Here is a 21,394-nt window from a genome sequence, read left to right as displayed (position 1 = left end):
AGCCGAAAGTAACCAGCGAGGTGAAAGATGAAAGCGATTATTGCTGCAGCAGCCATGTCCGTACTGGGTACCACCCAGGTTTCTGCCGAAAGTATCGAAATCCGTCGTAACGGGCAGACCCCTTCTGTCGTCGGCAAGGCCGATAACTTCTCGGGTCATGCAGTTGTCAGCCCGTTGTTGCCGCCAAACGAGTCCACGCGTGCCAATCTGGGCCAGGTGGATTTCGCCCCGGGGGCGCGCACGGCCTGGCATACTCACCCTGCCGGACAGTTGCTGATCGTTACGGCAGGCAAAGGCTGGGTTCAGGAAGAAGGTAAGGCTCGTCAGGATATAGCCCCCGGGGATGTCGTCTGGATCCCTGCGACCGTTCGCCACTGGCATGGCGCCACGGCGACGTCCCCCATGAGCCATCTGGCCATGACGTATATGGTGGACGGTAAAAACGTGGACTGGCAGGAGCCCGTCTCCGACGAACAGTATCAGTAATCCGGAGGTCAGATGAAAACTTCAACGGCAGTTGCGCTGGCGCTTTCTCTCGGATCGGCTGGCGCCATTGCAGAAACGGGGGCACGGCGGGGCCCGCTGTCAGACACCGACACAGAGGCAGTATCTCCCGCACTCGAACGCTATGCGAGCACCAGGCTGGCAGGAGACCTCTGGAAAAGAAACGATTTGTCGCCACGCGATCGCAGCCTCGTTACCGTTGCAGCGGTTATTGCCCGGAATCAGACCGTACTTTTACCGGAGCAGCTGGAGCTGGCGCTGAAAAACGGTGTTAAGCCGGCTGAGCTTTCCGAAACCATCACGCAGCTGGCGTTCTATGCCGGCTGGGGCAATGCCATTGCGGCCGCAGCGGTAACGAAAGAGATATTCCTGCAAAAAGGAATTAACGCTGAACAGCTTCCTCGCGCGGAGGAGGCGCTGCTGCCGATCGATGAAAAAGCTGAAGCAGCTCGCGCTGCACGCGTAGAACAGAGTATCGGTAGCGCGGTGCCGGGGCTTGTCAGCGACACCACCGACGTGCTTTTCCGGGAGTTGTGGCTGCGTCCCGGGCTTGCACCACGGGACAGAAGTCTGGTGACCCTGTCTGCCCTGATTGCAAACGGGCAGGTACAGCAAATTTCGCCGCACCTTAACCGGGCAATGGATAACGGCCTGACCCGGCTGCAGGCTTCAGGCGCACTGAGTCATCTTGCGTATTATGCTGGGTGGCCTAATGCTTTCTCAGCAGCGCAGATTTTCAAAACGGTGTTTGAGCAGCGTGAATCGAAATAACCATTCCTTACAGGAGGACAGTATGTCTCAGGGTATTGATAACAAAATCATCGTCATCACCGGTGCCAGCAGCGGCCTGGGAGCAGAAACAGCCCGACACCTGTCGAAACTGGGCGCAAAAGTTGTTCTGGGCGCGCGACGTATTGAGAAGCTTGAGCAACTTGCCGGCGAACTGGGGCTGGATACCAAAGCAGTACTGCGCACCGACGTGACGGACCGCACTCAGGTCCAGGCCCTTGTTGACCGGGCGGTAGAGCTGCACGGCCGTATTGACGTCATTATTAATAATGCCGGCTTAATGCCGAGCTCCATGCTCGACAAGCTGAAGGTGGATGAATGGGACCGGATGATCGACGTGAACATTAAGGGTGTACTTTACGGTATCGCCGCCGCGCTGCCGTATATGAAAGCCCAGAAGTCGGGACAGTTTATCAACGTATCGTCCGTAGCCGGACATAAGGTTGGGCCCGGCGGTGCTGTATATGCAGGAACGAAATGGGCCATCCGCGCTATTTCAGAAGGCCTGCGTCAGGAAGTGAAACCCTGGAATATCCGCACAACTATTGTTTCACCCGGCGCGGTAGATACCGAACTGACTAAAACCATCACCGACGAAGATATTGCGAAAGGTATGTCGAAAACCTACGAGAATGCAATCCCTGCAGAGGCTTTTGCACGGGTCGTCGCATTTGCCATCAGCCAGCCTGACGACGTGGATGTTAACGAAATACTTTTCCGGCCGACCGTACAGGTTTATTAAAACACAATCAGACGGGTAGCTGACGTCTGCCTTATATCCGGATAGTTTATATCATCCGGATATAAAAAGAGCATTACCAGATAACGCATCTTTCAACACAGGAAATTCAAACCCGAATTTTCTGCGGGCTACTTCGCGCCCGAAAAATCCATACGCGTATACGACATTCTGTTTATTAAAAGGTAAGGGGCTGATTTGTATGCCTGTAAAACATTCTCACACAATCTCCGGTGCCGGTGTTGTCTCTGCACTGATGCCGGTGATGGCTGCGGTACTGGTCGGCTTTATTATTATCGGTGTGGCACTTCCTGTCCTGCCGCTGCATGTCAAAAATGACCTGGGGTTCGGGACCTTTATCGTGGGCCTGGTCGCCGGGGCACAGTTTGCTGCATCGCTTATTTCCCGGGTGTGGTCCGGGAGCTATTCGGACAAGCGCGGCGCCAAAAAGGGCGTGGTGGCCGGGCTTATCGCTGCTGCCGTTTCAGGACTACTGTACCAGGTGTCGCTCTGGTTCGTCGGCATGCCGGTACTGTCTGTGGGTGTTTTGCTTGCCGGGCGCGCAATACTGGGCGGGGCGGAAAGCTTCATCATTACCGGTGCCGTGGCATGGGGTCTGGCCCTCGTGGATAAGGAGCATGCAGGTAAGGTTATCGCCTGGGTGGGTACCGCGATGTTTGCCGCTATGGCTCTCGGCGGACCGGTGGGGACGTTGTTATTTGATGCTTTCGGCTTTGAGGCGATCGCACTGCTGACGTTTCTACTTCCTTTACTGGTACTGGCGTATCTTGCACGCATGCCCGCAGTTGCGCCCCATCCACATGCCGCGCAGGCAACCTTTGGCTCCGTCATGCACGCGGTCTGGTTACCCGGACTGGGCGCCGCGCTTGCCAGCACGGGCTACTGTACCATCCTGGCCTTCAGCTCACTTTATTACAGCGCCATGAACTGGCAGCCCGTCTGGATGGCATTCACGGCCTTTGGCGTTGCGCTGATTGTTGCCAGAATCGTTGCCGGTCATCTGCCAGATCGCTTTGGTGGCGCACGTATTGCGCTGATTTTTGTGCTCGTTCAGGCCGCCGGGCTCTTTCTGATATGGCTTGCGGGTACGTCCCTGATTGCGACTATCGGTTCAGCGTTAGCCGGTTTTGGCTACTCACTGGTTTACCCGGGCCTCGGTATCGAAGCCATCAGTGGTTCAACGCCCCAGAACCGCGGCATGGTGATGGGCATCTACACAGCATTTCTTGACGTGGCGATGGCGATCGGCAGTCCTGCTCTCGGCTGGGTAGGAGGACATCTTGGGCTGAACGCGATATTCCTGGCCGGCGCGCTGGCAGTGCTGTCCACTGCTGTGGTGGCATCCCTGCTGTTAAAACGCCCGGACCAGAGTAAACAAAATCCGGCCTGAAAAGGTCCTGCTATCCGGAGGTTTATTGTTCTCCGGATTCTTCACTCCGTTTGTCTTAACACCGTTATTTAATTCAGGAGGTAATATGAAACTGCATTCAAAAGGGAAATTAAAAACCCTGGCCGCGCTGACAATACTGAGCGTTGCTTTGGGTATAGGGGCAAGCACAGCCGTCGCTGCTGATATGTCCCACGGTGCGAATAATTTCTATAAAAGCGATAAGGTGAAGACTGAAACCGTTAAATTCAAAAATATTTACGGTATGGAAATCACCGGCACGTTATTTACTCCCCGCACTATGGAGGCCGGTAAAAAATATGATGCCCTTATTGTCGGCCATCCTTTTGCCGCAGTAAGACAGCAGGCTGCTAACCTCTATGCAACTAAAATGGCAGAAGCCGGATTTGTTGCGCTGTCCTTCGACCAGTCCTTCTGGGGAGAGAGTTCAGGTACGCCGCGTGGCGCCGTGCTGCCTGATGTTTATGCAGAAAACTTCAGCGCCGCAGTTGATTTCCTCGGAACGCGCGCATTTGTGGATCGTGAAAAAATAGGCGTGATAGGTATCTGCGGTAGCGGCGGCTTTGCCATCGCCGCGACAAAAATTGATCCCCGCATTAAGGCACTCGCGACTGTTAGCATGTACGACATGGGCGAATATTTCCGTACTGGTCTGAACCATGAGCGGACCTTGGAGATGAGAAACAAGGACCTGGCGATTGCTGCAGATCAACGCTACAAAACCGCTGAAACCGGGCAACCCGTCTATGGTCCGGGGCAAAACGATCCGGTGTTCATCGAAGGTAAAGAGTCCAATGATTTTTATCAGACAGAGCGCGGCAAGGTGGCATCCAACGATCGCCGCTCAACACCAGCGACCTATGCGAAATTCATGAACTTCCATCCGTTCATCGATATCGAGTCCATTTCACCGCGACCAATACTCTTTGTCGTGGGTGATGCGGCACCATCACGCACTTATACCGATACCGCCTATAAAATGGCGGCAGAGCCGAAAGAGCTTGTGGAAATTAAGGGGGCTAACCGTATCGACCTGTATGACCGCACTGAACTCATCCCGTGGGACAAGCTGGTGTCATTTTTTAACACCAATCTGAAAAAAGATAAATAATGCGCTATTTGAACGGCACTGTTGCAGTGCCGTTATTCCTGAAAAAAAACAACGGAGAGTTTTATGTTCAAACCAGTCATGCTTGCTCTGGCTTCCCTGACGGCTGTGTCATTCTCATCTGTGGGTACCGAGTTCGAAGGTATCCGGGTCAAGATCACTGCCGGTGACCAGGTGATGACGGCAACGTTTTATGACAATGCCACCACCCGGGCTCTGGTCTCTCGTTTCCCGCTGACGCTGCCCATGGAAGATTTATATGGACGTGAAATGTGCTACCGGTTCCCGGATGCGCTGCCCGCAAACGAAACGAAAACCAGCGGTTATGAAGTGGGAGATATTGTTTACTGGGCACCCCGCCACAGCTTCGTCATCATGTACAAACAGAACAATGAACAGATCGGTAATCTTCAGAAAGTGGGCCGTATCCACTCTGGGGTTGGGATTTTCAGGCATACGGGTAATATTGATGTGACATTTGAGATGGCACATTGATTGCGATTCAATTTCGATAATTTGATGCAGTAACATTATTTGTCTTCATTGAGCATAACTTAGGTGTCTGGGTCAGCGTCCGTTTCGCTCAAAGCTGCCTGTCAACATGGTCAATCTCCCTTACCACAGCCTATGAGTACAAAAAGTAACCTTAACGTACAATAATTTTCGATATCCAAACTGACCCCTGATTCCGCCACCAGCCTCAGCGGCATGCCACCTGCTACTGCGCGCATAAAAAGAAATGAGAACCATTATCAATGAAGCTATGCTAACGTGTCAGCCCAGGCAAAACGCCAGATGACACAGAACAGGGGGACAGACGAGGTGAAGCAGGATTCAGGGATCATCACAGCGCGGCAGACGCACGGATTGCTGACGCTGGCGATAGGCGCGCTCTTCTACAGCAGCGGCAGTTTCGCCCGGCCGGATCTGCAGCCGCTGGGACCGAATATTGCGGATAAAGGGTCAGCTTTCTATCATTTTACCCAGCGCCAGTACGACTCTGCCGATGGCGAACGCCATTACCGGGTGTGGACCGCGGTGCCGGATAAAGCGCCGCCGGCCGCCGGTTACCCGGTGCTGTATATGCTGGACGGCAACGCGGTGATGGATAAACTCAACGACGCGTTTCTGCAACAGCTCTCCGTCGCTTCCCCGCCGGTCATCGTCGCTATTGGTTACCAGACGGCGCTGCCCTTCGATACCGCCGCCCGGGCCTGGGATTACACTCCGCCGCTGAAGACGCATGAACCTCGCGCCGGGAAAACCGCGCTGCCGCCGCGAAAAACCGGGGGCAACTATCTGTTTCGTCAGCTGCTGAGCGAAACGATGGTTCCGCAAACAGAAGCTAACCTGAAAATCGATCCCCGCCAGCGCGCTATCTGGGGCCACTCTTACGGCGGACTGTTTGTACTCGACGCGTGGCGAAACCACTCCCTTTTCAGGATCTACTATTCTGCCAGCCCGTCGCTTGGCCAGGCGCAGACGTCTCCCCTGAAGGACACCCAGCCCCTTGATGCCACCGCGTTTACCGGGACGTCCCTGTATCTGCTGGAAGGCGACGGAAAAGCCGCTGGCGAGCCCTCCGGGCATGAAGCCTCCCTGGGCGTACTGCGTCAGACCCAGCAGCAGCTGGCCAGCAACGGTCTGACGGTGCAATTCTGGCGCTACCCTGGCCTGACGCACGGTCAGATGTTCGAGGTCTCCCTGCGCGCGGCGCTGCTGCACCTTTCCGGGCAGCCTACGTTAGCGCATCAGTAACGATCCCGCGCCCACCAGCCAACGGCGGGTGCGTTAATTCTGCCGTGGCAGATGTTTAACATCGACCGGCTCGCCGAACAGAAAGCCCTGCATTTCGTCGCATCCCTCTTCTTCGAGGATTTGCCGTTGCCCTTCGGTTTCTACCCCTTCGGCGATAAGCGGGGTATTGATTGAGTTGCCCAGCGAGATAATCGCCCGCACGAACGAGCGAACCTGAGGATTGCTCTCCACATCCTGCATAAAGCTACGGTCGAGCTTGATGACGTCGAAATGAAAATCGCGCAGCATGCTCAGGGAGGAGTAACCGGTGCCGAAATCATCCAGCGCAATACTGATGCCCATCTTTTGCAGATGATGCAGCACGCTGAACGCCAGCTGTTTATTGATGATAAACGCCGTCTCCGTCACTTCAAATTCCAGCAGGCTAACCGGATAAGCGGTTCGCATCAGGATCTCGCGGACTTTTTCGATAAAGCTGCGGTGACGCAACTGTACCGGTGAGATATTGACTGAGATTTTTTTATTCAGCCGATTATCCAGTGATTCGCTGCACACCTGCTCCAGTACCCAGTAGCCTAATGGCACAATAGCGCCACTCTCTTCGGCGATGGGAATAAACACCTCCGGCGGGATAGCCCCCAGCTGCGGATGCTGCCAGCGCAACAGCGCTTCATAACCGGTGATGCGACGATCTTTAATGTTGCGGATCGCCTGATAGTGAAGCGAAAACTCCCCCGCCTGAATACCGCGGCGGATGTCGGCGGCCATCATATTCCGCTGCCGCGTCTTGTCGTCCATCTCACGTTCGTACCAGCAAATCTTGTGGTCGAGACTGCTCTTTGCCCGATACATGGCCAGATCGGAATTGCTCAGTACCGTATTAATATCCGTCCCGTCCTCCGGGTAGACGGAGATACCTATGCTGGCGGAGAGGATCACTTCCGTCGCGGCAAACGTCTGCTTACCGCTGAAGCAGTGCCAGAGACGGGTGGCAAAGGCGTCCACCTCGCTTTCATCGGCAAAAGGTTTGACGGCCACAAACTCATCGCCGCCGAAGCGGGCGACCATCTCCTCCTTCTGCAGCGTTTTCAGCACGGCGCCTGCCACGCGCTGCAGCAGCTGATCGCCAATAAGATGGCCCTGCAGATCGTTAATCTCTTTAAACTTATCTAAATCGATGGTGAAAACGGCAAAGCGGCGGGCGTCATTACCGGTGATCAGCTTTTCCACCCGCTCAAAGAACTCCACCCGATTGGGTAAACCGGTCAGCGCATCGTAGCGCGCCATCCACGCGATGCGGTCATTGATCGCCTTCTGTTCGCTGATGTCGCGGGTAATTTTGGCAAAGCCCAGCAGGTTATGTTGTTCATCGCGGATGGCATCGATCATGACATGCGCCCAGAACCGGGAGCCATCTTTACGATACCGCCAGCCTTCGCCTTCGAACTGGCCGCTACGCAGGGCAATTTGCAGATTTTTTGCCGGCACCCTGGAGAGCTGTTCGGCTTCGCTATAGAAGAGACCGAAGTAGCGGCCGACGATCTCGTCGCTCAGGTACCCTTTTGCCCGGCGGGCGCCCTCGTTCCAGCTGATGACCGTCCCGTCGGCGCTCAACATATAGATGGCATAATCTTTAACACTTTCAATAAAGTGGCGATAGGCAATATCCGTCAGGTGATCGTTACTCATGGTACAGCGCTCTCTGTGGCTCGGTCGTGGCAAAACGCATTAGATATAACAGAATCACGCCCATAATGAATACAAGGTTAAGGTGTTTTATGGTCGCCTTTCCGGCCCGGGCATGCGCCGACCGCGCGGCGCATACGCCTGTTAAGCGTAGTGGACCTGGCCATCTTCGGGAGTGACAAACTCGGCGATTTTCACACTTAGGTCGCCCACTAATAGTTACTTTTATTGATTAAAAAGTTTGATTGAAAGAATAAATAAAAGGAGTAATGTTAATAATACTTTCTATGGAGGTTAAATATGTTGCGTGATTATTTAAAAGTGGAAAAAGAAGATCGTCTGGTTGAACAACAGAGTCGTCATGACAATAGTCAGCATTATTCTTCGGTGACCGAATGGGTTATTTTAAGTAAAGATGGCCAGCGTAAAGGTCGGGTATCCCTGTTTGACCGCTTCACCACCCGCCGCTCCTGGAGCGACAGCTTCCGCATTACGCAGTTTGATAATGCGGGTAAAGTGGTGGTGGATAAACTCACTGACGCGCTGTAAATCCCCCGGATTCCCGGCCTGACGGGAGAATATTCATACGCAAAATTAACACCTGCATAAAATATATTGATGCGTCGCCATCATGTTATTTTCATTCCGCATACTGATAACCTAATGGGTAATTTTCGCCATGGTAAACAGCGCGAGTTTTTAACCCGAACACATGCTGAAAAATAAGCCCGCCGGTCGGGCTTTTTTGCATGGTGTTCGCCGCCCAGGCCACAAAATGCCAGGGACAACCCGCGCTGGATTGTATACGATACATATACGAATCATATATGGGTTGTTGCTATGGGAATCGTCAAAATCTCCGATCTGCTGCACGATGACATTCGTGATGCCAGCAAAGCCATGTCCCGCTCCGTCAATGCGCAGGCGGAATACTGGATCCGTCTGGGCATGATGAGCGAACTCTACCCCGAGCTTAACCACCAGCAGATCAAACTGCTGATGCTGAAATCCGGCTCTGACCGTCTGCTGGAGGTGATCAATGCCATCAATAATCATTAAAACCGCCGATGAGCTCGCGCGCCAGCGTCATGCCGGCCAGCTGCTGGCATCGGTGTTTGCCATGCTGGATACCTTTATCGTTCCCGGCGTGACGACGATGGAAATCAACGATCGAGTGGAAGATTTTATCGTCAACCAGCTGCACGCCCGCCCGGCCAGCAAGGGGCAATACGACTTTCCCTATGTGTTGAACACCTCGATTAACGACGTGGTCTGCCATGGGATCCCCAAGGCGACCGAGCATCTGCGCTCCGGGATGATCGTTAACGTCGATATTACCCTCGAGAAAGCGGGCATGATCGCTGACTCCAGTAAGATGTACCTGATAGGCGACGTTTCCCCGCTGGCCCGCCGGCTGGTAAAGACCACCTATGAAGCGATGTGGAAAGGCATTGAGGTGGTGAAACCTGGCGCGACGCTGGGCGACATCGGCCATGCCATTCAGCGCTGGGTCGAGGACCATGGCTACAGCGTGGTCAGAGAATACTGCGGTCACGGCGTCGGTCAGGAAATGCATGAAGAGCCGCAGGTGCTGCACTACGGCAGGCCCGGGGAAGGCGCCGTGCTGCGGGAAGGTATGGTATTCACTATTGAACCGATGGTGAACCAGGGCGACAGTCGTATCAAGACCAAAAAGGATGGCTGGACGGTGGTCACCCGCGATAAAAAACTCTCCGCGCAGTGGGAGCACACCGTGGCGGTGACCGCCAACGGTTTTGAGGTACTGACGCTGCGCGACGACGAGCAGTCGCGGATCCGCTGAGCATCTTCCCTTTCTGTATGACGGTGGGTCGCTTTCTGATCCCGGTGCTCGCCTGGGAGCCAGACGATACCTGGTTCTGCCGCCGGATGGCGGCAATAATTATTTCCATGAATGGTTTTCTGCACGCGCGTCTCCCGGATGTGACGGCTGACGCGCGGATACCCTGCACAACGGTTTACCTTTTACCTTCAGCATCCGCTTACCCTTCATCACGTCTATCCCGCCTTAGCGATAGCGAATAATAACATCTGCTTCACTATGCTGCGCATTTCGCCAGTGAATACTGACCTCACCGCGATTGTCCGGCATGGCATAGCCAGGGCGGTTGTCTGTCGTGGCGATCTGTTCCGGTGAATGGTACTGACACGAAACATCGATACGATCGCGCTGCGGAGCGATAAGACAGGCTGGATTGATGACCCGCCCTGAAAAATGAACCTGACCGGAAAGCGAAGCAGAGGACGCCTGCGGCGCCAGACACAGACATAACAGAGCGAGACGGAGCGGAGACATAGCAATCTTCCTTGATAGCGGGTGACACTGCGCGGCACAGCATCGTTTCTGTGCCATACAACCTGCGGCTTCCTGCCGTCACTCCACGCTACTGCAAAATAGCGGCGCCGTAAATGGTTATTACGGGCCACCCGGTCATCTGCCGGGAATAACAGCTACTTTTCGCAAAATTTTGCCGGAATAGTTACCACTCCCGGAAATAATTCATTATATGCATGGGCCTCTTTTTAATATTTAGTAAGATTATACTTACACTAAAAAATAAATAATGTTACAGCTTAACACATCTTATCAATGGGCCTTTACGATGTTCTCCGTATAATCCCGCCCCCGACGGTAATATACATTAGCGATGCTTACCGTTTTTTGTGAACAGAAATAATAAACATGCTTTAAAAATGTTAAGCGCTTTTATTAACTTGTGATTATTTAATAAGGTTTGAGTATGAAAGAAAAAGGCACCCTGCTGGTTGTTGGTTCACTGCTGGCCTTAAGTCTGGCTACTGTGACCACTGCCCACGCGGCGGGCACACTGAATTTCACTGGTAAAATTATTAACGAGTCCTGCCAGATCGCTAATAACGGTGGCGATGTTAATGTCGATTTTGGCAACGTCGATATTTCAGCGCTGAAATCACATGAAGCGAAAACCGCAGAAACACCGTTTACCATCAACCTGACCGGCTGCCCGCTGGCACAGAACATCAGTATCAGCCTGGAGGGTACCCCGGACACCAACGCTAACGGCACCAGCGCCGCCGTGCTGGCGCTCTCCGACGCTGCAGATACCGCCAAAGGTGTGGGCATTGAAGTCTTCTCTTCCCCTGACGGCTCGACGGAAGGTACTCAGCTGACCTTTGACAAGCAGAGCAAAACAGCGGTTTCGCAAGCCGACGAAAACGGTGATATTGCATTTAACTTTATTGCCGATCTGAAAAGCGATTCCTCACAGGATGTAACTGCCGGCAATATTAATGCTACGGCCAATATTGATATTGTATATGAATAGAATGTTCTGATTGCCGCTTTACCAAGGGCAGCTTCCCCTGCCCTTATTCTCATCCCTCATGACCGGATCTTCAATTATGCAGTGTTATAAAGTGGCTTTTATCCTGAGCCTTCTCTTTTGCCCTTTCCTGGCGTCTGCCGCCGGGGTTGCCATTGCCGGCACACGTGTCATTTATAATGAACAAAGTCATGAGGCAGACATCGCGGTAAAAAACACCAACTCTCACGATCCCGTGCTTATTCAGAGCTGGGTAGACGACCTGGCTGATAATAATAAATCACCATTTATCGTCACCCCGCCATTGTTCCGTCTGGATGCCGGAGACAGCAACGATCTGCGCGTACTTTTAACCTCGCCGCAAATGCCCCATGACCGGGAGAGTTTGTTCACCCTAAACATCAAAGTGATCCCTGCCAATACCGCGCCGGCTGGCGAGAACATTCTGCAATTTGCTATTAAGAATCAACTGAAGCTAATTTATCGCCCGGCAGGGCTCCCTGGTTCGGCGCTTCAAGCGGCGCAGCACCTGCGCTGGCGCGTCAGCGGCAACCACCTGCAGGCGGATAATGCCTCCCCCTATTATGTGACTGTTACCACGCTCACCTGCGCGGGCCAGAACCAGAAAACGCCGCTTGAGCACAGCGTGATTGCTCCTCACAGCCGTGAAGAGTATACCCTCCCAGGCGAGGCCTGCGCCCACGAGGTGAGCTGGCGCATTCTGGATGACTTTGGCGCCGTGCAGTCGTTTAGCGCCCCCGTTTCGGCGCACTAGGCGTCTGATGTCGCCATGCGCCACGGCCCGGCTCATACCGTTACCGTCGTTAGCCTCTCCATCCTGTTGGGCGGACAGAGCGCGCTCTTGCACGCCCAGGCGACCTTTAATATGGATCTGCTGGAAAAAAACGACCATCTGCCAGCGGTGGATCTGCAGCGTTTCAATCAACAGACGGGCCAGCCGCCAGGCAAGTATCCGGTGAGCTGGCAGGTCAACGGCGTCACGCTGGATGCTCGTAAGACCGTCATGTTTCGCCAGAACGATCGCGGGCAGCTAACGCCCTGCCTAAAGCCTGAAGACCTGGTGCAGGCTGGGGTTAGTCCGGCCGTGCTGGTACAGGCGCCCGGCGCAACGTCCCGCTCATGTCCCGAACTCGCCACGCTGCTGCCGGGCAGTGTGGTCAATTTTGATTTCTCCCATCAGCGGCTGGTAATGACCATTCCTCAGGCGCTGATGACGCACCGGGCGAGGGATAATGTTCCCTCTGCGCTGTGGGACGAAGGTATTAGCGCCTTTCAGAGTAACTATCGCTATTCAGGCGCCAGCCAGCGTACCCGCATGGGCAGCACCGAGCGCGATAACTATCTGATGTTGAAAAGCGGCGTGAACGCCGGCGCATGGCGCTTGCGCGCCAGCAACGGCCTGACCGCCAACAGCGACGATAAGCCCCACTGGACCACCAGCGGCGCCTGGCTTGAGCGCGACCTGACATGCTGGCAAAGTGAACTGACCCTCGGGGATACCTTCACTTCAGGCGATGTGTTTGACGCGGTACAGTTTCAGGGAATTGCCCTCGCCTCCAGCGACGCGATGCTCCCGGACTCGCAGAAAGGTTTTGCCCCGACCATTCGCGGGATAGCAAGAACCAACGCCCAGGTCACGGTTCGGCAAAATGGCTACGTGCTGTATCAAACCTACGTCACCCCTGGCGCGTTCGTGATTGACGATCTTTACCCCACCGCCAGTAGCGGCAATCTTGAGGTTGCCGTCAAAGAGTCTGATGGCGAAATCCGCCGCTTCACCCAGCCGTATGCATCGGTGACCAGCATGCAGCGCGAAGGCAACCTGAAATACAACCTGGTCGCCGGGCGCTATCATAGCGACGATGCCAGCCAGCGGCCGTTAATGATGCAGCTATCGCTGATGCGCGGGTTCGCCCATAACCTGACGCTGTTGGGCGGACTGCAAAGCGCGGCGCAATACCACAACTTCTCGCTCGGCGCGGGACAGGGGCTGGGAGAAGCCGGGGCGATCTCGCTACAGCTGTTAATCGCCCACGACCGGCACCAGCAGGATCCGATCGATGGCCGGGCCTGGCAGCTCCAGTACAGCAAAGGTTTTGATCGTCTCGGCACGCAGTTCACCTTCACCGGCTGGCGTTATTCGCATCAGCGCTATGCCACGCTGAGCGAGGCGTATTCCAGCCCAGACCCCGACGCCGACGCCGACGCCGACGCCGACTCGCAGGATAAAGACAACAAAAAACGACCCTGCAAATCACCGCCAGCCAGAACCTGCCGTACGATATCACCCTCTATCTGAGTCTCGATCAGGACAGCTACTGGTCTGGAGGCGACCCGCAGCGTACCGCCAATATGGGGATCAGCGGCCAGGTTCACGGTATCGCGTGGTCGCTCAGCTACAGCGACTCCCACAGTAGCGATGGTGACGAAGTGGATGACGAGCCGCATTCCGACAAAGTGGTGACGTTGTCACTTTCGGTGCCGCTAAGCCACCTGCTCCCGGGGAGCTACGCCAGCTATACCCAGAACACCTCCCGCCACAGTGCCACCAGTCAGATGGTCAGTCTCAACGGTACTTTGCTGGACAATCATGCGCTTAGCTACGCCGTCAGCCAAACCCTCGATCAACAAAACGGGCACAGCGGAAGCCTGACGGCCGGGTACAGCAGTGGTAGAGGCGATCTGAATCTCGGCTACAGCCGCGATTCGCAGGCCACTCGTCTGAACTACGGCGCCAGCGGAGGTATCCTGATTCACCGCCACGGGGTGGTCTTTACGCCGGAAATGAATGGTTCTGTCGTCCTGATTGACGCCGGTGGCGCCAGCGGTGTGACCCTGGCCAACCAGAAAACCATCGCCACCAATCGTGACGGGTACGCCGTGCTGCCCTTCGCCACCGCCTATCACCGCAACGACGTCTCTCTCGACAGCCATTCACTGCCGGGGAATGTGGATCTGGCCACCAGCACCGTGACGCTGGTCCCCACCAAAGACGCGGTGGTTCTGGCACGCTTTCACACCCACGTTGGTTATAAAGCGCTGTTTACGCTGCAGTCTCGGGGACAACCGCTGCCATTTGGCAGCGAAGTTCGCGCCAAGGACACCAGCAGCATTGTTGCCAGCGAGGGTCAGGTGTATCTGGCCGGCCTTGCGCCAAAAGGCATCCTGTATGCGCAATGGGGGCCTGGCCCTCAGCAGCGCTGTAGCGCCCGCTACGATCTCACCCCGACGCTGGCGCAGACACCCCATCCACTCATCCTACAGCAGGCGTTATCATGTTCTTTTTAACTCTCCTGCGTCGGGTCGTTCTGACGCTGTTACTCGTCTTGTTACCGACCGCCAGCGGATGGGCCTGCTCTCCGGTGTTTGTCCGCGGCCAGGCCTCCACCCTTCGGCTGAACGTGGGGCAACTTACGGTGTCGCCTGACGCCAGACCGGGCACCCCGCTGTATCACAAAAGTTTCGCCTGGAACCGCCTTAGCGACGGCGGCGAACAGTGGATCCGTTGCGCGGACGACCCGCATGGGCTGTCGCCGCTGCTGCTGGACAGTCTGCTGTCCGGGGGGGCGACGCGACCGACGGTTTATCAAACTAATCTCGCTGGCATTGGCGTTCGCGTAGCGCTGCGCGCTATCGGCGGATATGGCGGCTTTCCTGACCGACCAACGCCGTCGCCATTTAGCCTGCGAGTGGACAATCCCGCCGCTTTACCCGATGCGGTGTGGAAACTGGGCTATTTCCGCCTGACGATTGAGCTCATTAAAACCGGCTCTAAGACGACACCGGGCGAGCTTGAGTATCACAGCGAGCGCATTTTAATGGCGGAACATACCCCGCTGGCAGCCTTAGACTTAACCGGCAGGGTCAACACCGCAGGGTGTTCTGTGAATGACGCCACGCCAGCGCTGATTAAGCTACCTGCAGCGATGCTTGATCGCTTCGGCGGCGTCGGCAAAACCACCGGCGATACCCCTTTCGCGCTACAACTGGATTGCAACAGCGCGGTCACGGTTTCTCTGCGTGTTGACGGCACGGAGCCCCTTACCGCCCGGGGGCATGGCGTTTTGCGCAATGACGCCACCGACGATCGGGCACAGGGTATCGGCGTGCAGTTGCTTTACCATCGTCAGCCGGTCGCGCTGAATCATGAGATGATGCTGGGCACCGCGAGCGCGGGTCAGTTTACTCTGCCGCTCACTGCCCGCTACTACCAAACACGTTCCCGGATCACCGCCGGGCAGGTGTCGGCCGTCGCGACCTATACCTTACATTATGACTAGGCGATGACGAACCGACGGATGAAGAGGATCAAGGAATTGCTCTGACCGGCGAATCGTAAGAGAATAGCGCCTACACGCGACGATCTGATTACACGGGAGTTCATCATCAGCCATTCTCGTCGATTCCCCTTAGCCAGCAAAGTGGCGCTGGCAGGCGCGGCGCTCATCGCCGCCGGCATGCTGTTCAGCTGCACCAGTAAGGCCCCGAAATCCCTCGTCACGCCGCCGAAGAGCGCGGCCGTTAAAGCCGGTCAGACGCACCGGGAGCCGGTACGCGGCGTCTGGCTGACCACCGTCTCGCGCCTTGACTGGCCGCCGGTCGGGTCGATTATCGCCAGTACGCCGGAAAGCCGCATCACGCAGCAGAAGCTGGCGCTGATCGCCAAACTCGATAATCTGCAGCGCCTGGGGATCAACACCGTCTTTTTCCAGGTGAAACCGGACGGTACGGCGCTCTGGCGGTCGGATATTCTACCGTGGTCCGATATGCTGACCGGCAAAATCGGCGAATATCCCGGCTACGATCCGCTGCAGTTTATGCTGGATGAAGCGCACAAGCGCGGCATGAAGGTCCACGCGTGGTTTAACCCTTACCGCGTCTCGGTCAACACCAAACCGTCCACCATTGCCGAGCTGAATAACACCCTCACTCAGGTGCCGGCCAGCGTGTTTGTCCTGCACCGTAACTGGATCCGCACCGCCAGCGATCGCTTTGTTCTCGACCCGGGTATTCCCGAAGCGCGTGACTGGATCACCAGCATCGTCGCTGAAGTGGTGCAGAACTACCCGATTGACGGCGTGCAGTTCGATGACTATTTCTACACCGAAACCGCCGCTTCCCCGCTTAACGACAACGAGACCTTCCGCCGTTACGGGCAGGGCTATGCCTCGAAGGGCGACTGGCGGCGGCATAACACTCAACAGCTTATTGCCCAGGTCTCCGCGACCATTAAAAAACTCAATCCGAACGTCGAGTTTGGCGTAAGCCCGGCCGGGGTATGGCGCAACCGCTCCCACGATCCAGCGGGGTCTGATACCCGTGGCGCGGCCGCCTATGATGAATCCTATGCCGATACCCGCAGCTGGGTGCAGCAGGGACTGCTCGACTACATCGCCCCGCAGATCTACTGGCCATTTGCCCGCGATGCGGCGCGCTATGATGTGCTGGCCAACTGGTGGGCCGAGGTGGTTAAGCCCACGCATACCCGGCTGTATATTGGCGTGGCGCTGTACAAGGTGGGTGAACCGTCCAAAAATGAGCCTGACTGGACGGTGGATGGCGGCGTGCCGGAGCTGAAAAAGCAGCTCGATCTCAATGAGTCCCTGCCGCAGATCCAGGGCACCATCCTGTTCCGCGAAAACAACCTCAATCAGCCGCAGACCCGCCAGGCGGTTAACTACCTGCGCAGCCGCTGGGGGCAGCCGCAGAGCTAACCGCCACTCGGCTTCGCTATCGCGCCTGCAGCCCTTGCTGCAGGCGGGCGTGCAGTTTCAGCATGTTCTCCGTGATCGCCCGCCAGACGTGGGCGGAAAAGTCCGCCGGCAGCGTCCGGCGGGCGCTTTCGATGGCCTGCGGCACGCGGTCGGCAAACTCGTCAAGGATCGCCAGCATCTGATCCCGGGGAAAGTTAACCGCTTTGGCGGTCGCCAGAAAATGACGCGGATAGATGGCGTTAATCTCCGTTTTCCGCCCTCGGGTGGCGTTGAGCCCCATCGACAGCTTCAGGTCGCGCAGATGCAGTCCCGTCCCTCCCAGCACCGGAAATGCCGAAATAATGTCGTAGAACGGCGTGAGCCGATAGCTGCCGCCGGGCAGCAGAAAGAGCGAGAAATTCTTCGCATGCCCGTCCGTTGCCCCGGTCAGCCACTGGAACACCATGAACTTCATAAAGTCATAGCGATCTTTCAGGGCTTCACTGGAGCCCAGCAGAAAGGTCATGATCGCGGCGATACCCGGCCCGCCGTCAGACTCGTATTTCATCGACGACGGGATGCCGAATGCCTGACACAGATCCTCCTGCGGCAGCCGCAGCAGCACGCGCCCCTCCTGCGCCCAGCGCCGGTCGAAGCGGGTCACAGCCAGCGCACGGATCCGCGGGGTGGTGATAATCTCCGCCTCCGGCACCGCCAGGCCCAACGCCCTGGCCAGCGCCAGGCACAGATATTCGTTATCCACGCTTTCACGCAGATCCAGCGTCGCATTGGGCTGTTTTATCTCGCCAATGGGCAGTTTAATGATATGGGTGGTCGGGGTGGTGCCCTGCGGAATACACCAGTGCTCGCCCATTCGCAGCAGCGCGGTTTTCTCCTGGGCGCCGGCCACCGAGATACGAAAATCGTCCTGGCCGGTCACCATCCCGAGCGGAATATCCGACTGGTAGGCGGTCAGCAACGCGGTCAGTTGCGCCTCATCCAGCGTCTGCCAGCGCAACGCTGCAAGATGCGCCTCTTCCCCCGGCGGCAGCAGAGTCACCGCCCCTACGCTATCCCGGCCGACCTCGGCCAGCAGATCGAACGGCTGTTTCGAGCGCGCCTGATAGCGCCTGACGATCCGGTCGCGGACCTGTGGGCTGTCGGGCAGCAGGTTATCAAAATAGTGATACACCGCGTCGGCGGTGATATTGCCATACTGCAGCGGCAGCGAGAGGGAGAGCGGCCTGGCGCGCGGGCTGCGCAACCACTCGTCATCATAGCGGAAACTGTGCGCCCCGTTGGCCTGGCGGGTTAAGGTTCCCACGCGCACATTGTTCATCCAGGTGGTGAGCGTCGCCATTACCAGTCCAGATCTGTGGTGTTATCGGGGGCCGTCGCCGTCTCGGCCGGTTTGGCGTTCAGGGTCATCACCACCCCCAGCGACTGGAGGATCTTGAACAGGGTGGTCAAGGTGGTTTTGTCCGGGTGATTTTCAAAATTGGACAGCGTCGCCTGTTTAATGCCGATCCGGCTGGCCAGCGCCTCCTGAGTCCAGTGATTTTGCTGGCGCAGCAGTTTCAGGTAATTGGCCAGCTGAACGGGACTGTATATCTGCGGGGAATGCATCGCTTGTTCCTCACCATTGTTTATCCCCCTATCGGGATAAATCTGCTTTTATACCCTACAGGGGATAATGTCAAGGTTATCCCCTAGTGGGGATAGGAGTATAATTATCCTTGTGTGGGGATAAAACAGGAAGAATGGTGGCCGGAGACACCTTTACATGCCCGGTGGCGGCTGCGCCTTACCGGGTCTACGGGCTGTCTCTCCCCGCTCCGTAACGATCCAGGCCGGGCAAGCGCAGCGCCGCCCGGCAATGGGCAGCCGGATTTAGCTGCCGCGGTAGGTCGACCACCCGCCCGGGGCTATCAGAAACGGCAGATGGAAATGGTCATCTGTCGCCTCGCCAATGACAAAATCAATCTGCGCCCGGGTAAAAACGCTCTCGCGCCCGATGCGGGCAAACCACGCCCCCGTTTCCGCGGTTAAGCAGTAGCGCCCCGCCGGCAGCGGCGCGGCGCTGAAGGTGGCGATACGCCCCTGGGCGTTAGTTACCAGGTTCGCCAGCGTCTCGCCCTCCCGGCTCAGGCTGACCGTCACGCCTTCCGCCGGCGTGCCGGTGGAAATATCCAGAATATGGGTGCTCAGGGTACTCATTCGCCAATCGCTCCTTCCAGTCTTAACATCGTAATTTCCCGCAGCTGGGCAAGCGCCTCAGCCACTTCTTCGTCGGCGGTATGCTGCAGCCGGCGCGTCAGCGCCTGCAGCATCTCTTCGCCGCTGCGCCCTTTGGCGCGGATTAAAAACACCCGGCCAAAACGAGCCTCGTAGCGGGCATTCCCCTCCCGCAGGGCCTGCGCCAGCTTTTCATTATCGCTGTCCACCGCCGACTGCTCCTGGCGCGACATCGTCGCATGCGCCTGGCTGCCGGTCGGTTTTTCGCCGATCCGCGGATGGGCGCTGAGCGCAGCGTTCAGATCGTTCTCCCCCCAGTCGGCCATCGCTTCCCGGGCGACCTGCAGCAGCGCTTCACGGCAGGCGAAGGGTCGCAAGCTCACCAGCGTATCGCTCCAGGCCGGGATCGCCACGCAGGGGGCCAGCAGCGCCACTGCCTCATCATGACTCAGACGGTTAAACTGTCTCAGCGCGATCATCCTGACTCCTTATCGTTTTCGTCGCCGCCTGCTCCTGCGGCAGAACAAGGTTCAGCGCTATCGCCACCAACCCACCGCTGGTGGCCGCCGAACCGAACAGATCGCCGACCATCGGCGGAAAATGGCTGAGAAACGCCGGCACCGACTCCACGCCAAGGCCCGCGCCAAACGCCAGACCAACGATCAGCACATCGCGTCGGGTGAGCGGGTTCTGGGTAATGATCCGGATCCCGGCCGCTACCACACAGCCAAACATCACCATCGTGGCGCCCCCCAGCACCGGCGCCGGGATCTGCCGCAGCAGTTCGCCCACCGGCGGGAACAGCCCAAGCAGGATCAGAATCACGCCAATGTAGCGCCCGACATAGCGGCTGGCCACCCCGGTCATCTGGATCACGCCGTTGTTCTGCGCGAAAGTCGTGTTCGGAAAGGCGCTGAGCATCGCGGCCACCATGCAGCTGACGCCGTCCGCCAGGATACCGCCCTTCAACCGGTTGCGGAAAGCGCGATCGTCAACAGACTGTTGCGAAATCAGCGAGTTGGCCGTCAGATCGCCCACCGCCTCCAGAATACAGACCAGCGACACCAGCGCCACCGGCAGAAAAATCGTGCTGTTAAACTGAAAGCCGAACGGAAACAGCGTCGGCAGGCGAAACAGGGTGTCGCCCAGGCTGTGAAGGTGGAACTGACCGCTCAGCCCTGCCGCCACACAGCCCACGGCAATGCCCACCACCACCGAGGAGAGCCGCAGCCAGCGGTTTTTGGCGCAGCTCAGCAGAACGATAACGCCAAGGGTACCCGCCCCGAGCGCGATATTGCTCATGCTGGCGAAATCCTGCGCCTTTTCGCCACCGCACCAGTTAATAACGCTGACCTTGATCAGGCTGATGCCGATCAGCGCAATCACGCTGCCGGTAATAATGGGGGTAAAGATTTTCTTCAGCGGTTCAATAAAGCGGCTGACAATCACCGGCACCAGGGCGGCGACAAAGTTAACGCCAAACAGCATCGCCATAATATCCTGCGGCCCGCCGCCCTGCGCTTTCACCCACATCCCTCCGGCTACCGCCACGCCAAGAAAGGCGAAGCTGGTGCCCTGCATGCAGATCATCCCGGCGCCAATGCCCCAGACCCGGTTGGACTGCAAAAAGGTACCGATACCCGAGGCCAGCAGCGACATACTGATGAGATACGGCAGCCAGTCGCCAAGTCCGAGGGTGGCGCCGATAATCAGCGGCGGCGTGATGATCCCCACCAGACCCGCCAGCACATGCTGGAGGGCGCTAAAAAAGGCCGCAAGCGGTGGGATCCGCTGTTCAAGGCCGTAAAGCAGGCCGCTGTGATGTTCGTCAGACATGGTGTTATCCCGTAGCAAAGAGAAGTGCAAGAGCTTCTGCACAAAGCAGGCCAGAGACGACCAGTGCGAACGAATAAATTTATTAATACTTTAAAATCATTAAGTTAAATCACTCCAGCCATGCCTCGCTCCCCACCGCTGCTGAACCAGGATGCTGAAACGATAGATTCTTAATGCAACATACAGAAACTTTTGATTCATAAAAAGGCAACCAATGCGTCACATTGCACCGATGTGGTGCGTTATGACCTATCG

21 protein-coding genes and 1 pseudogene are annotated in these 21,394 nt (G+C 56.7%); 15 read left to right on the top strand and 7 right to left on the bottom strand.

Features of this window, described 5'->3' with window-relative positions:
• The first annotated feature begins 27 nt into the window (after positions 1–27).
• The 7 genes from MKR05_RS03880 (at position 28) to MKR05_RS03850 (ending at position 6,327) form a co-directional block, all read left to right on the top strand.
• Positions 28–486, top strand: a complete 459-nt coding sequence (locus MKR05_RS03880) for a cupin domain-containing protein (protein WP_101866598.1) — start codon at positions 28–30, stop codon at positions 484–486.
• A 12-nt stretch (positions 487–498) separates the two neighbouring features.
• On the top strand, positions 499–1,275 hold the full coding sequence (locus MKR05_RS03875) for a carboxymuconolactone decarboxylase family protein (RefSeq protein ID WP_101866599.1): 777 nt from the start codon (positions 499–501) through the stop codon (positions 1,273–1,275).
• 22 nt (positions 1,276–1,297) lie between these two features.
• Positions 1,298–2,035: an SDR family oxidoreductase gene (locus MKR05_RS03870; RefSeq protein ID WP_065812532.1), complete on the top strand. Its 738-nt coding sequence runs from the start codon at positions 1,298–1,300 to the stop codon at positions 2,033–2,035.
• A 199-nt stretch (positions 2,036–2,234) separates the two neighbouring features.
• Positions 2,235–3,443, top strand: a complete 1,209-nt coding sequence (locus tag MKR05_RS03865; RefSeq protein ID WP_101866600.1) for an MFS transporter — start codon at positions 2,235–2,237, stop codon at positions 3,441–3,443.
• Between the two features lie 85 nt (positions 3,444–3,528).
• Positions 3,529–4,572 (top strand): alpha/beta hydrolase, encoded by a 1,044-nt coding sequence (locus MKR05_RS03860; protein WP_101997257.1) that lies wholly within the window; start codon positions 3,529–3,531, stop codon positions 4,570–4,572.
• A gap of 63 nt (positions 4,573–4,635) precedes the next feature.
• Complete coding sequence (locus tag MKR05_RS03855) at positions 4,636–5,064, top strand: cyclophilin-like fold protein (RefSeq protein ID WP_065812529.1); 429 nt, start codon at positions 4,636–4,638, stop codon at positions 5,062–5,064.
• Positions 5,065–5,391: 327 nt separating this feature from the next.
• Positions 5,392–6,327: an alpha/beta hydrolase gene (locus MKR05_RS03850; RefSeq protein WP_064157618.1), complete on the top strand. Its 936-nt coding sequence runs from the start codon at positions 5,392–5,394 to the stop codon at positions 6,325–6,327.
• A gap of 33 nt (positions 6,328–6,360) precedes the next feature.
• On the opposite strand, the gene MKR05_RS03845 is transcribed toward MKR05_RS03850, so the two are convergent.
• On the bottom strand, positions 6,361–8,016 hold the full coding sequence (locus MKR05_RS03845) for a bifunctional diguanylate cyclase/phosphodiesterase (RefSeq protein WP_064154625.1): 1,656 nt from the start codon (positions 8,014–8,016) through the stop codon (positions 6,361–6,363).
• A 297-nt stretch (positions 8,017–8,313) separates the two neighbouring features.
• Between MKR05_RS03845 and MKR05_RS03840 the strand changes: the two genes are divergently transcribed.
• The 3 genes from MKR05_RS03840 (at position 8,314) to map (ending at position 9,835) form a co-directional block, all read left to right on the top strand.
• Positions 8,314–8,562, top strand: coding sequence for a hypothetical protein (locus tag MKR05_RS03840; protein ID WP_004205912.1), 249 nt, complete (start codon positions 8,314–8,316; stop codon positions 8,560–8,562).
• 291 nt (positions 8,563–8,853) lie between these two features.
• On the top strand, positions 8,854–9,072 hold the full coding sequence (locus MKR05_RS03835; RefSeq protein ID WP_002904808.1) for a ParD-like family protein: 219 nt from the start codon (positions 8,854–8,856) through the stop codon (positions 9,070–9,072).
• Complete coding sequence (map, locus tag MKR05_RS03830; RefSeq protein ID WP_023289670.1) at positions 9,053–9,835, top strand: type I methionyl aminopeptidase; 783 nt, start codon at positions 9,053–9,055, stop codon at positions 9,833–9,835. Before MKR05_RS03835 ends, map begins: the two co-directional genes overlap by 20 nt.
• Before the next feature lie 225 nt (positions 9,836–10,060).
• On the opposite strand, the gene MKR05_RS03825 is transcribed toward map, so the two are convergent.
• Positions 10,061–10,348 (bottom strand): hypothetical protein, encoded by a 288-nt coding sequence (locus MKR05_RS03825; RefSeq protein WP_064154627.1) that lies wholly within the window; start codon positions 10,346–10,348, stop codon positions 10,061–10,063.
• 445 nt (positions 10,349–10,793) lie between these two features.
• Here MKR05_RS03825 and MKR05_RS03820 point away from each other — a divergent pair, with 445 nt between their 5' ends.
• From MKR05_RS03820 to MKR05_RS03800, 5 genes and pseudogenes are all read left to right on the top strand, one after another.
• Complete coding sequence (locus MKR05_RS03820) at positions 10,794–11,357, top strand: fimbrial protein (protein ID WP_044523030.1); 564 nt, start codon at positions 10,794–10,796, stop codon at positions 11,355–11,357.
• A 76-nt stretch (positions 11,358–11,433) separates the two neighbouring features.
• Positions 11,434–12,129, top strand: a complete 696-nt coding sequence (locus MKR05_RS03815) for a molecular chaperone (RefSeq protein WP_101866109.1) — start codon at positions 11,434–11,436, stop codon at positions 12,127–12,129.
• 15 nt (positions 12,130–12,144) lie between these two features.
• Positions 12,145–14,663 (top strand): annotated as a pseudogene (locus tag MKR05_RS03810) (fimbria/pilus outer membrane usher protein).
• Positions 14,651–15,655, top strand: a complete 1,005-nt coding sequence (locus MKR05_RS03805) for a fimbrial protein (RefSeq protein WP_044523017.1) — start codon at positions 14,651–14,653, stop codon at positions 15,653–15,655. Before MKR05_RS03810 ends, MKR05_RS03805 begins: the two are co-directional and overlap by 13 nt.
• Positions 15,656–15,796: 141 nt before the next feature.
• Positions 15,797–17,089 (top strand): glycoside hydrolase family 10 protein, encoded by a 1,293-nt coding sequence (locus MKR05_RS03800; RefSeq protein WP_044523014.1) that lies wholly within the window; start codon positions 15,797–15,799, stop codon positions 17,087–17,089.
• Between the two features lie 16 nt (positions 17,090–17,105).
• Here MKR05_RS03800 and MKR05_RS03795 read toward each other — a convergent pair whose 3' ends face one another.
• The 5 genes from MKR05_RS03795 to MKR05_RS03775 form a co-directional block, all read right to left on the bottom strand.
• Complete coding sequence (locus MKR05_RS03795) at positions 17,106–18,428, bottom strand: type II toxin-antitoxin system HipA family toxin (protein WP_044523012.1); 1,323 nt, start codon at positions 18,426–18,428, stop codon at positions 17,106–17,108.
• The gene (gene hipB / locus MKR05_RS03790) at positions 18,428–18,694 is read right to left on the bottom strand and encodes a type II toxin-antitoxin system antitoxin HipB (protein ID WP_023289667.1); all 267 of its coding nucleotides are present in this window, start codon (positions 18,692–18,694) and stop codon (positions 18,428–18,430) included. The genes MKR05_RS03795 and hipB overlap by 1 nt, the downstream gene beginning before the upstream one ends.
• 264 nt (positions 18,695–18,958) lie before the next feature.
• Positions 18,959–19,285: a hydroxyisourate hydrolase gene (gene uraH, locus MKR05_RS03785; RefSeq protein ID WP_044523006.1), complete on the bottom strand. Its 327-nt coding sequence runs from the start codon at positions 19,283–19,285 to the stop codon at positions 18,959–18,961.
• Positions 19,282–19,782 (bottom strand): 2-oxo-4-hydroxy-4-carboxy-5-ureidoimidazoline decarboxylase, encoded by a 501-nt coding sequence (gene uraD, locus MKR05_RS03780; RefSeq protein WP_032452825.1) that lies wholly within the window; start codon positions 19,780–19,782, stop codon positions 19,282–19,284. The genes uraH and uraD overlap by 4 nt, the downstream gene beginning before the upstream one ends.
• Entirely contained in the window at positions 19,760–21,139 is a 1,380-nt protein-coding gene (locus tag MKR05_RS03775) for a nucleobase:cation symporter-2 family protein (RefSeq protein ID WP_065812518.1), read from the bottom strand. The genes uraD and MKR05_RS03775 overlap by 23 nt, the downstream gene beginning before the upstream one ends.
• Positions 21,140–21,394 lie beyond the last annotated feature (255 nt).

The organism is Klebsiella sp. K5-204 (assembly GCF_030128585.1).
GTDB classification, from domain to species: Bacteria; Pseudomonadota; Gammaproteobacteria; order Enterobacterales; family Enterobacteriaceae; genus Klebsiella; species Klebsiella quasipneumoniae.
This window is presented reverse-complemented; position numbering and strand designations above follow the sequence as displayed.

Coding starts and splice junctions, on each gene's coding strand:
- MKR05_RS03880 (WP_101866598.1), top strand. CDS start 28: ATGAAAGCGATTATTGCTGCAGCAGCCATGTCCGTACTGGGTACCACC.
- MKR05_RS03875 (WP_101866599.1), top strand. CDS start 499: ATGAAAACTTCAACGGCAGTTGCGCTGGCGCTTTCTCTCGGATCGGCT.
- MKR05_RS03870 (WP_065812532.1), top strand. CDS start 1,298: ATGTCTCAGGGTATTGATAACAAAATCATCGTCATCACCGGTGCCAGC.
- MKR05_RS03865 (WP_101866600.1), top strand. CDS start 2,235: ATGCCTGTAAAACATTCTCACACAATCTCCGGTGCCGGTGTTGTCTCT.
- MKR05_RS03860 (WP_101997257.1), top strand. CDS start 3,529: ATGAAACTGCATTCAAAAGGGAAATTAAAAACCCTGGCCGCGCTGACA.
- MKR05_RS03855 (WP_065812529.1), top strand. CDS start 4,636: ATGTTCAAACCAGTCATGCTTGCTCTGGCTTCCCTGACGGCTGTGTCA.
- MKR05_RS03845 (WP_064154625.1), bottom strand. CDS start 8,016: ATGAGTAACGATCACCTGACGGATATTGCCTATCGCCACTTTATTGAA.
- MKR05_RS03840 (WP_004205912.1), top strand. CDS start 8,314: ATGTTGCGTGATTATTTAAAAGTGGAAAAAGAAGATCGTCTGGTTGAA.
- MKR05_RS03835 (WP_002904808.1), top strand. CDS start 8,854: ATGGGAATCGTCAAAATCTCCGATCTGCTGCACGATGACATTCGTGAT.
- map (WP_023289670.1), top strand. CDS start 9,053: ATGCCATCAATAATCATTAAAACCGCCGATGAGCTCGCGCGCCAGCGT.
- MKR05_RS03825 (WP_064154627.1), bottom strand. CDS start 10,348: ATGTCTCCGCTCCGTCTCGCTCTGTTATGTCTGTGTCTGGCGCCGCAG.
- MKR05_RS03820 (WP_044523030.1), top strand. CDS start 10,794: ATGAAAGAAAAAGGCACCCTGCTGGTTGTTGGTTCACTGCTGGCCTTA.
- MKR05_RS03815 (WP_101866109.1), top strand. CDS start 11,434: ATGCAGTGTTATAAAGTGGCTTTTATCCTGAGCCTTCTCTTTTGCCCT.
- MKR05_RS03805 (WP_044523017.1), top strand. CDS start 14,651: ATGTTCTTTTTAACTCTCCTGCGTCGGGTCGTTCTGACGCTGTTACTC.
- MKR05_RS03795 (WP_044523012.1), bottom strand. CDS start 18,428: ATGGCGACGCTCACCACCTGGATGAACAATGTGCGCGTGGGAACCTTA.
- hipB (WP_023289667.1), bottom strand. CDS start 18,694: ATGCATTCCCCGCAGATATACAGTCCCGTTCAGCTGGCCAATTACCTG.
- uraH (WP_044523006.1), bottom strand. CDS start 19,285: ATGAGTACCCTGAGCACCCATATTCTGGATATTTCCACCGGCACGCCG.
- uraD (WP_032452825.1), bottom strand. CDS start 19,782: ATGATCGCGCTGAGACAGTTTAACCGTCTGAGTCATGATGAGGCAGTG.
- MKR05_RS03775 (WP_065812518.1), bottom strand. CDS start 21,139: ATGTCTGACGAACATCACAGCGGCCTGCTTTACGGCCTTGAACAGCGG.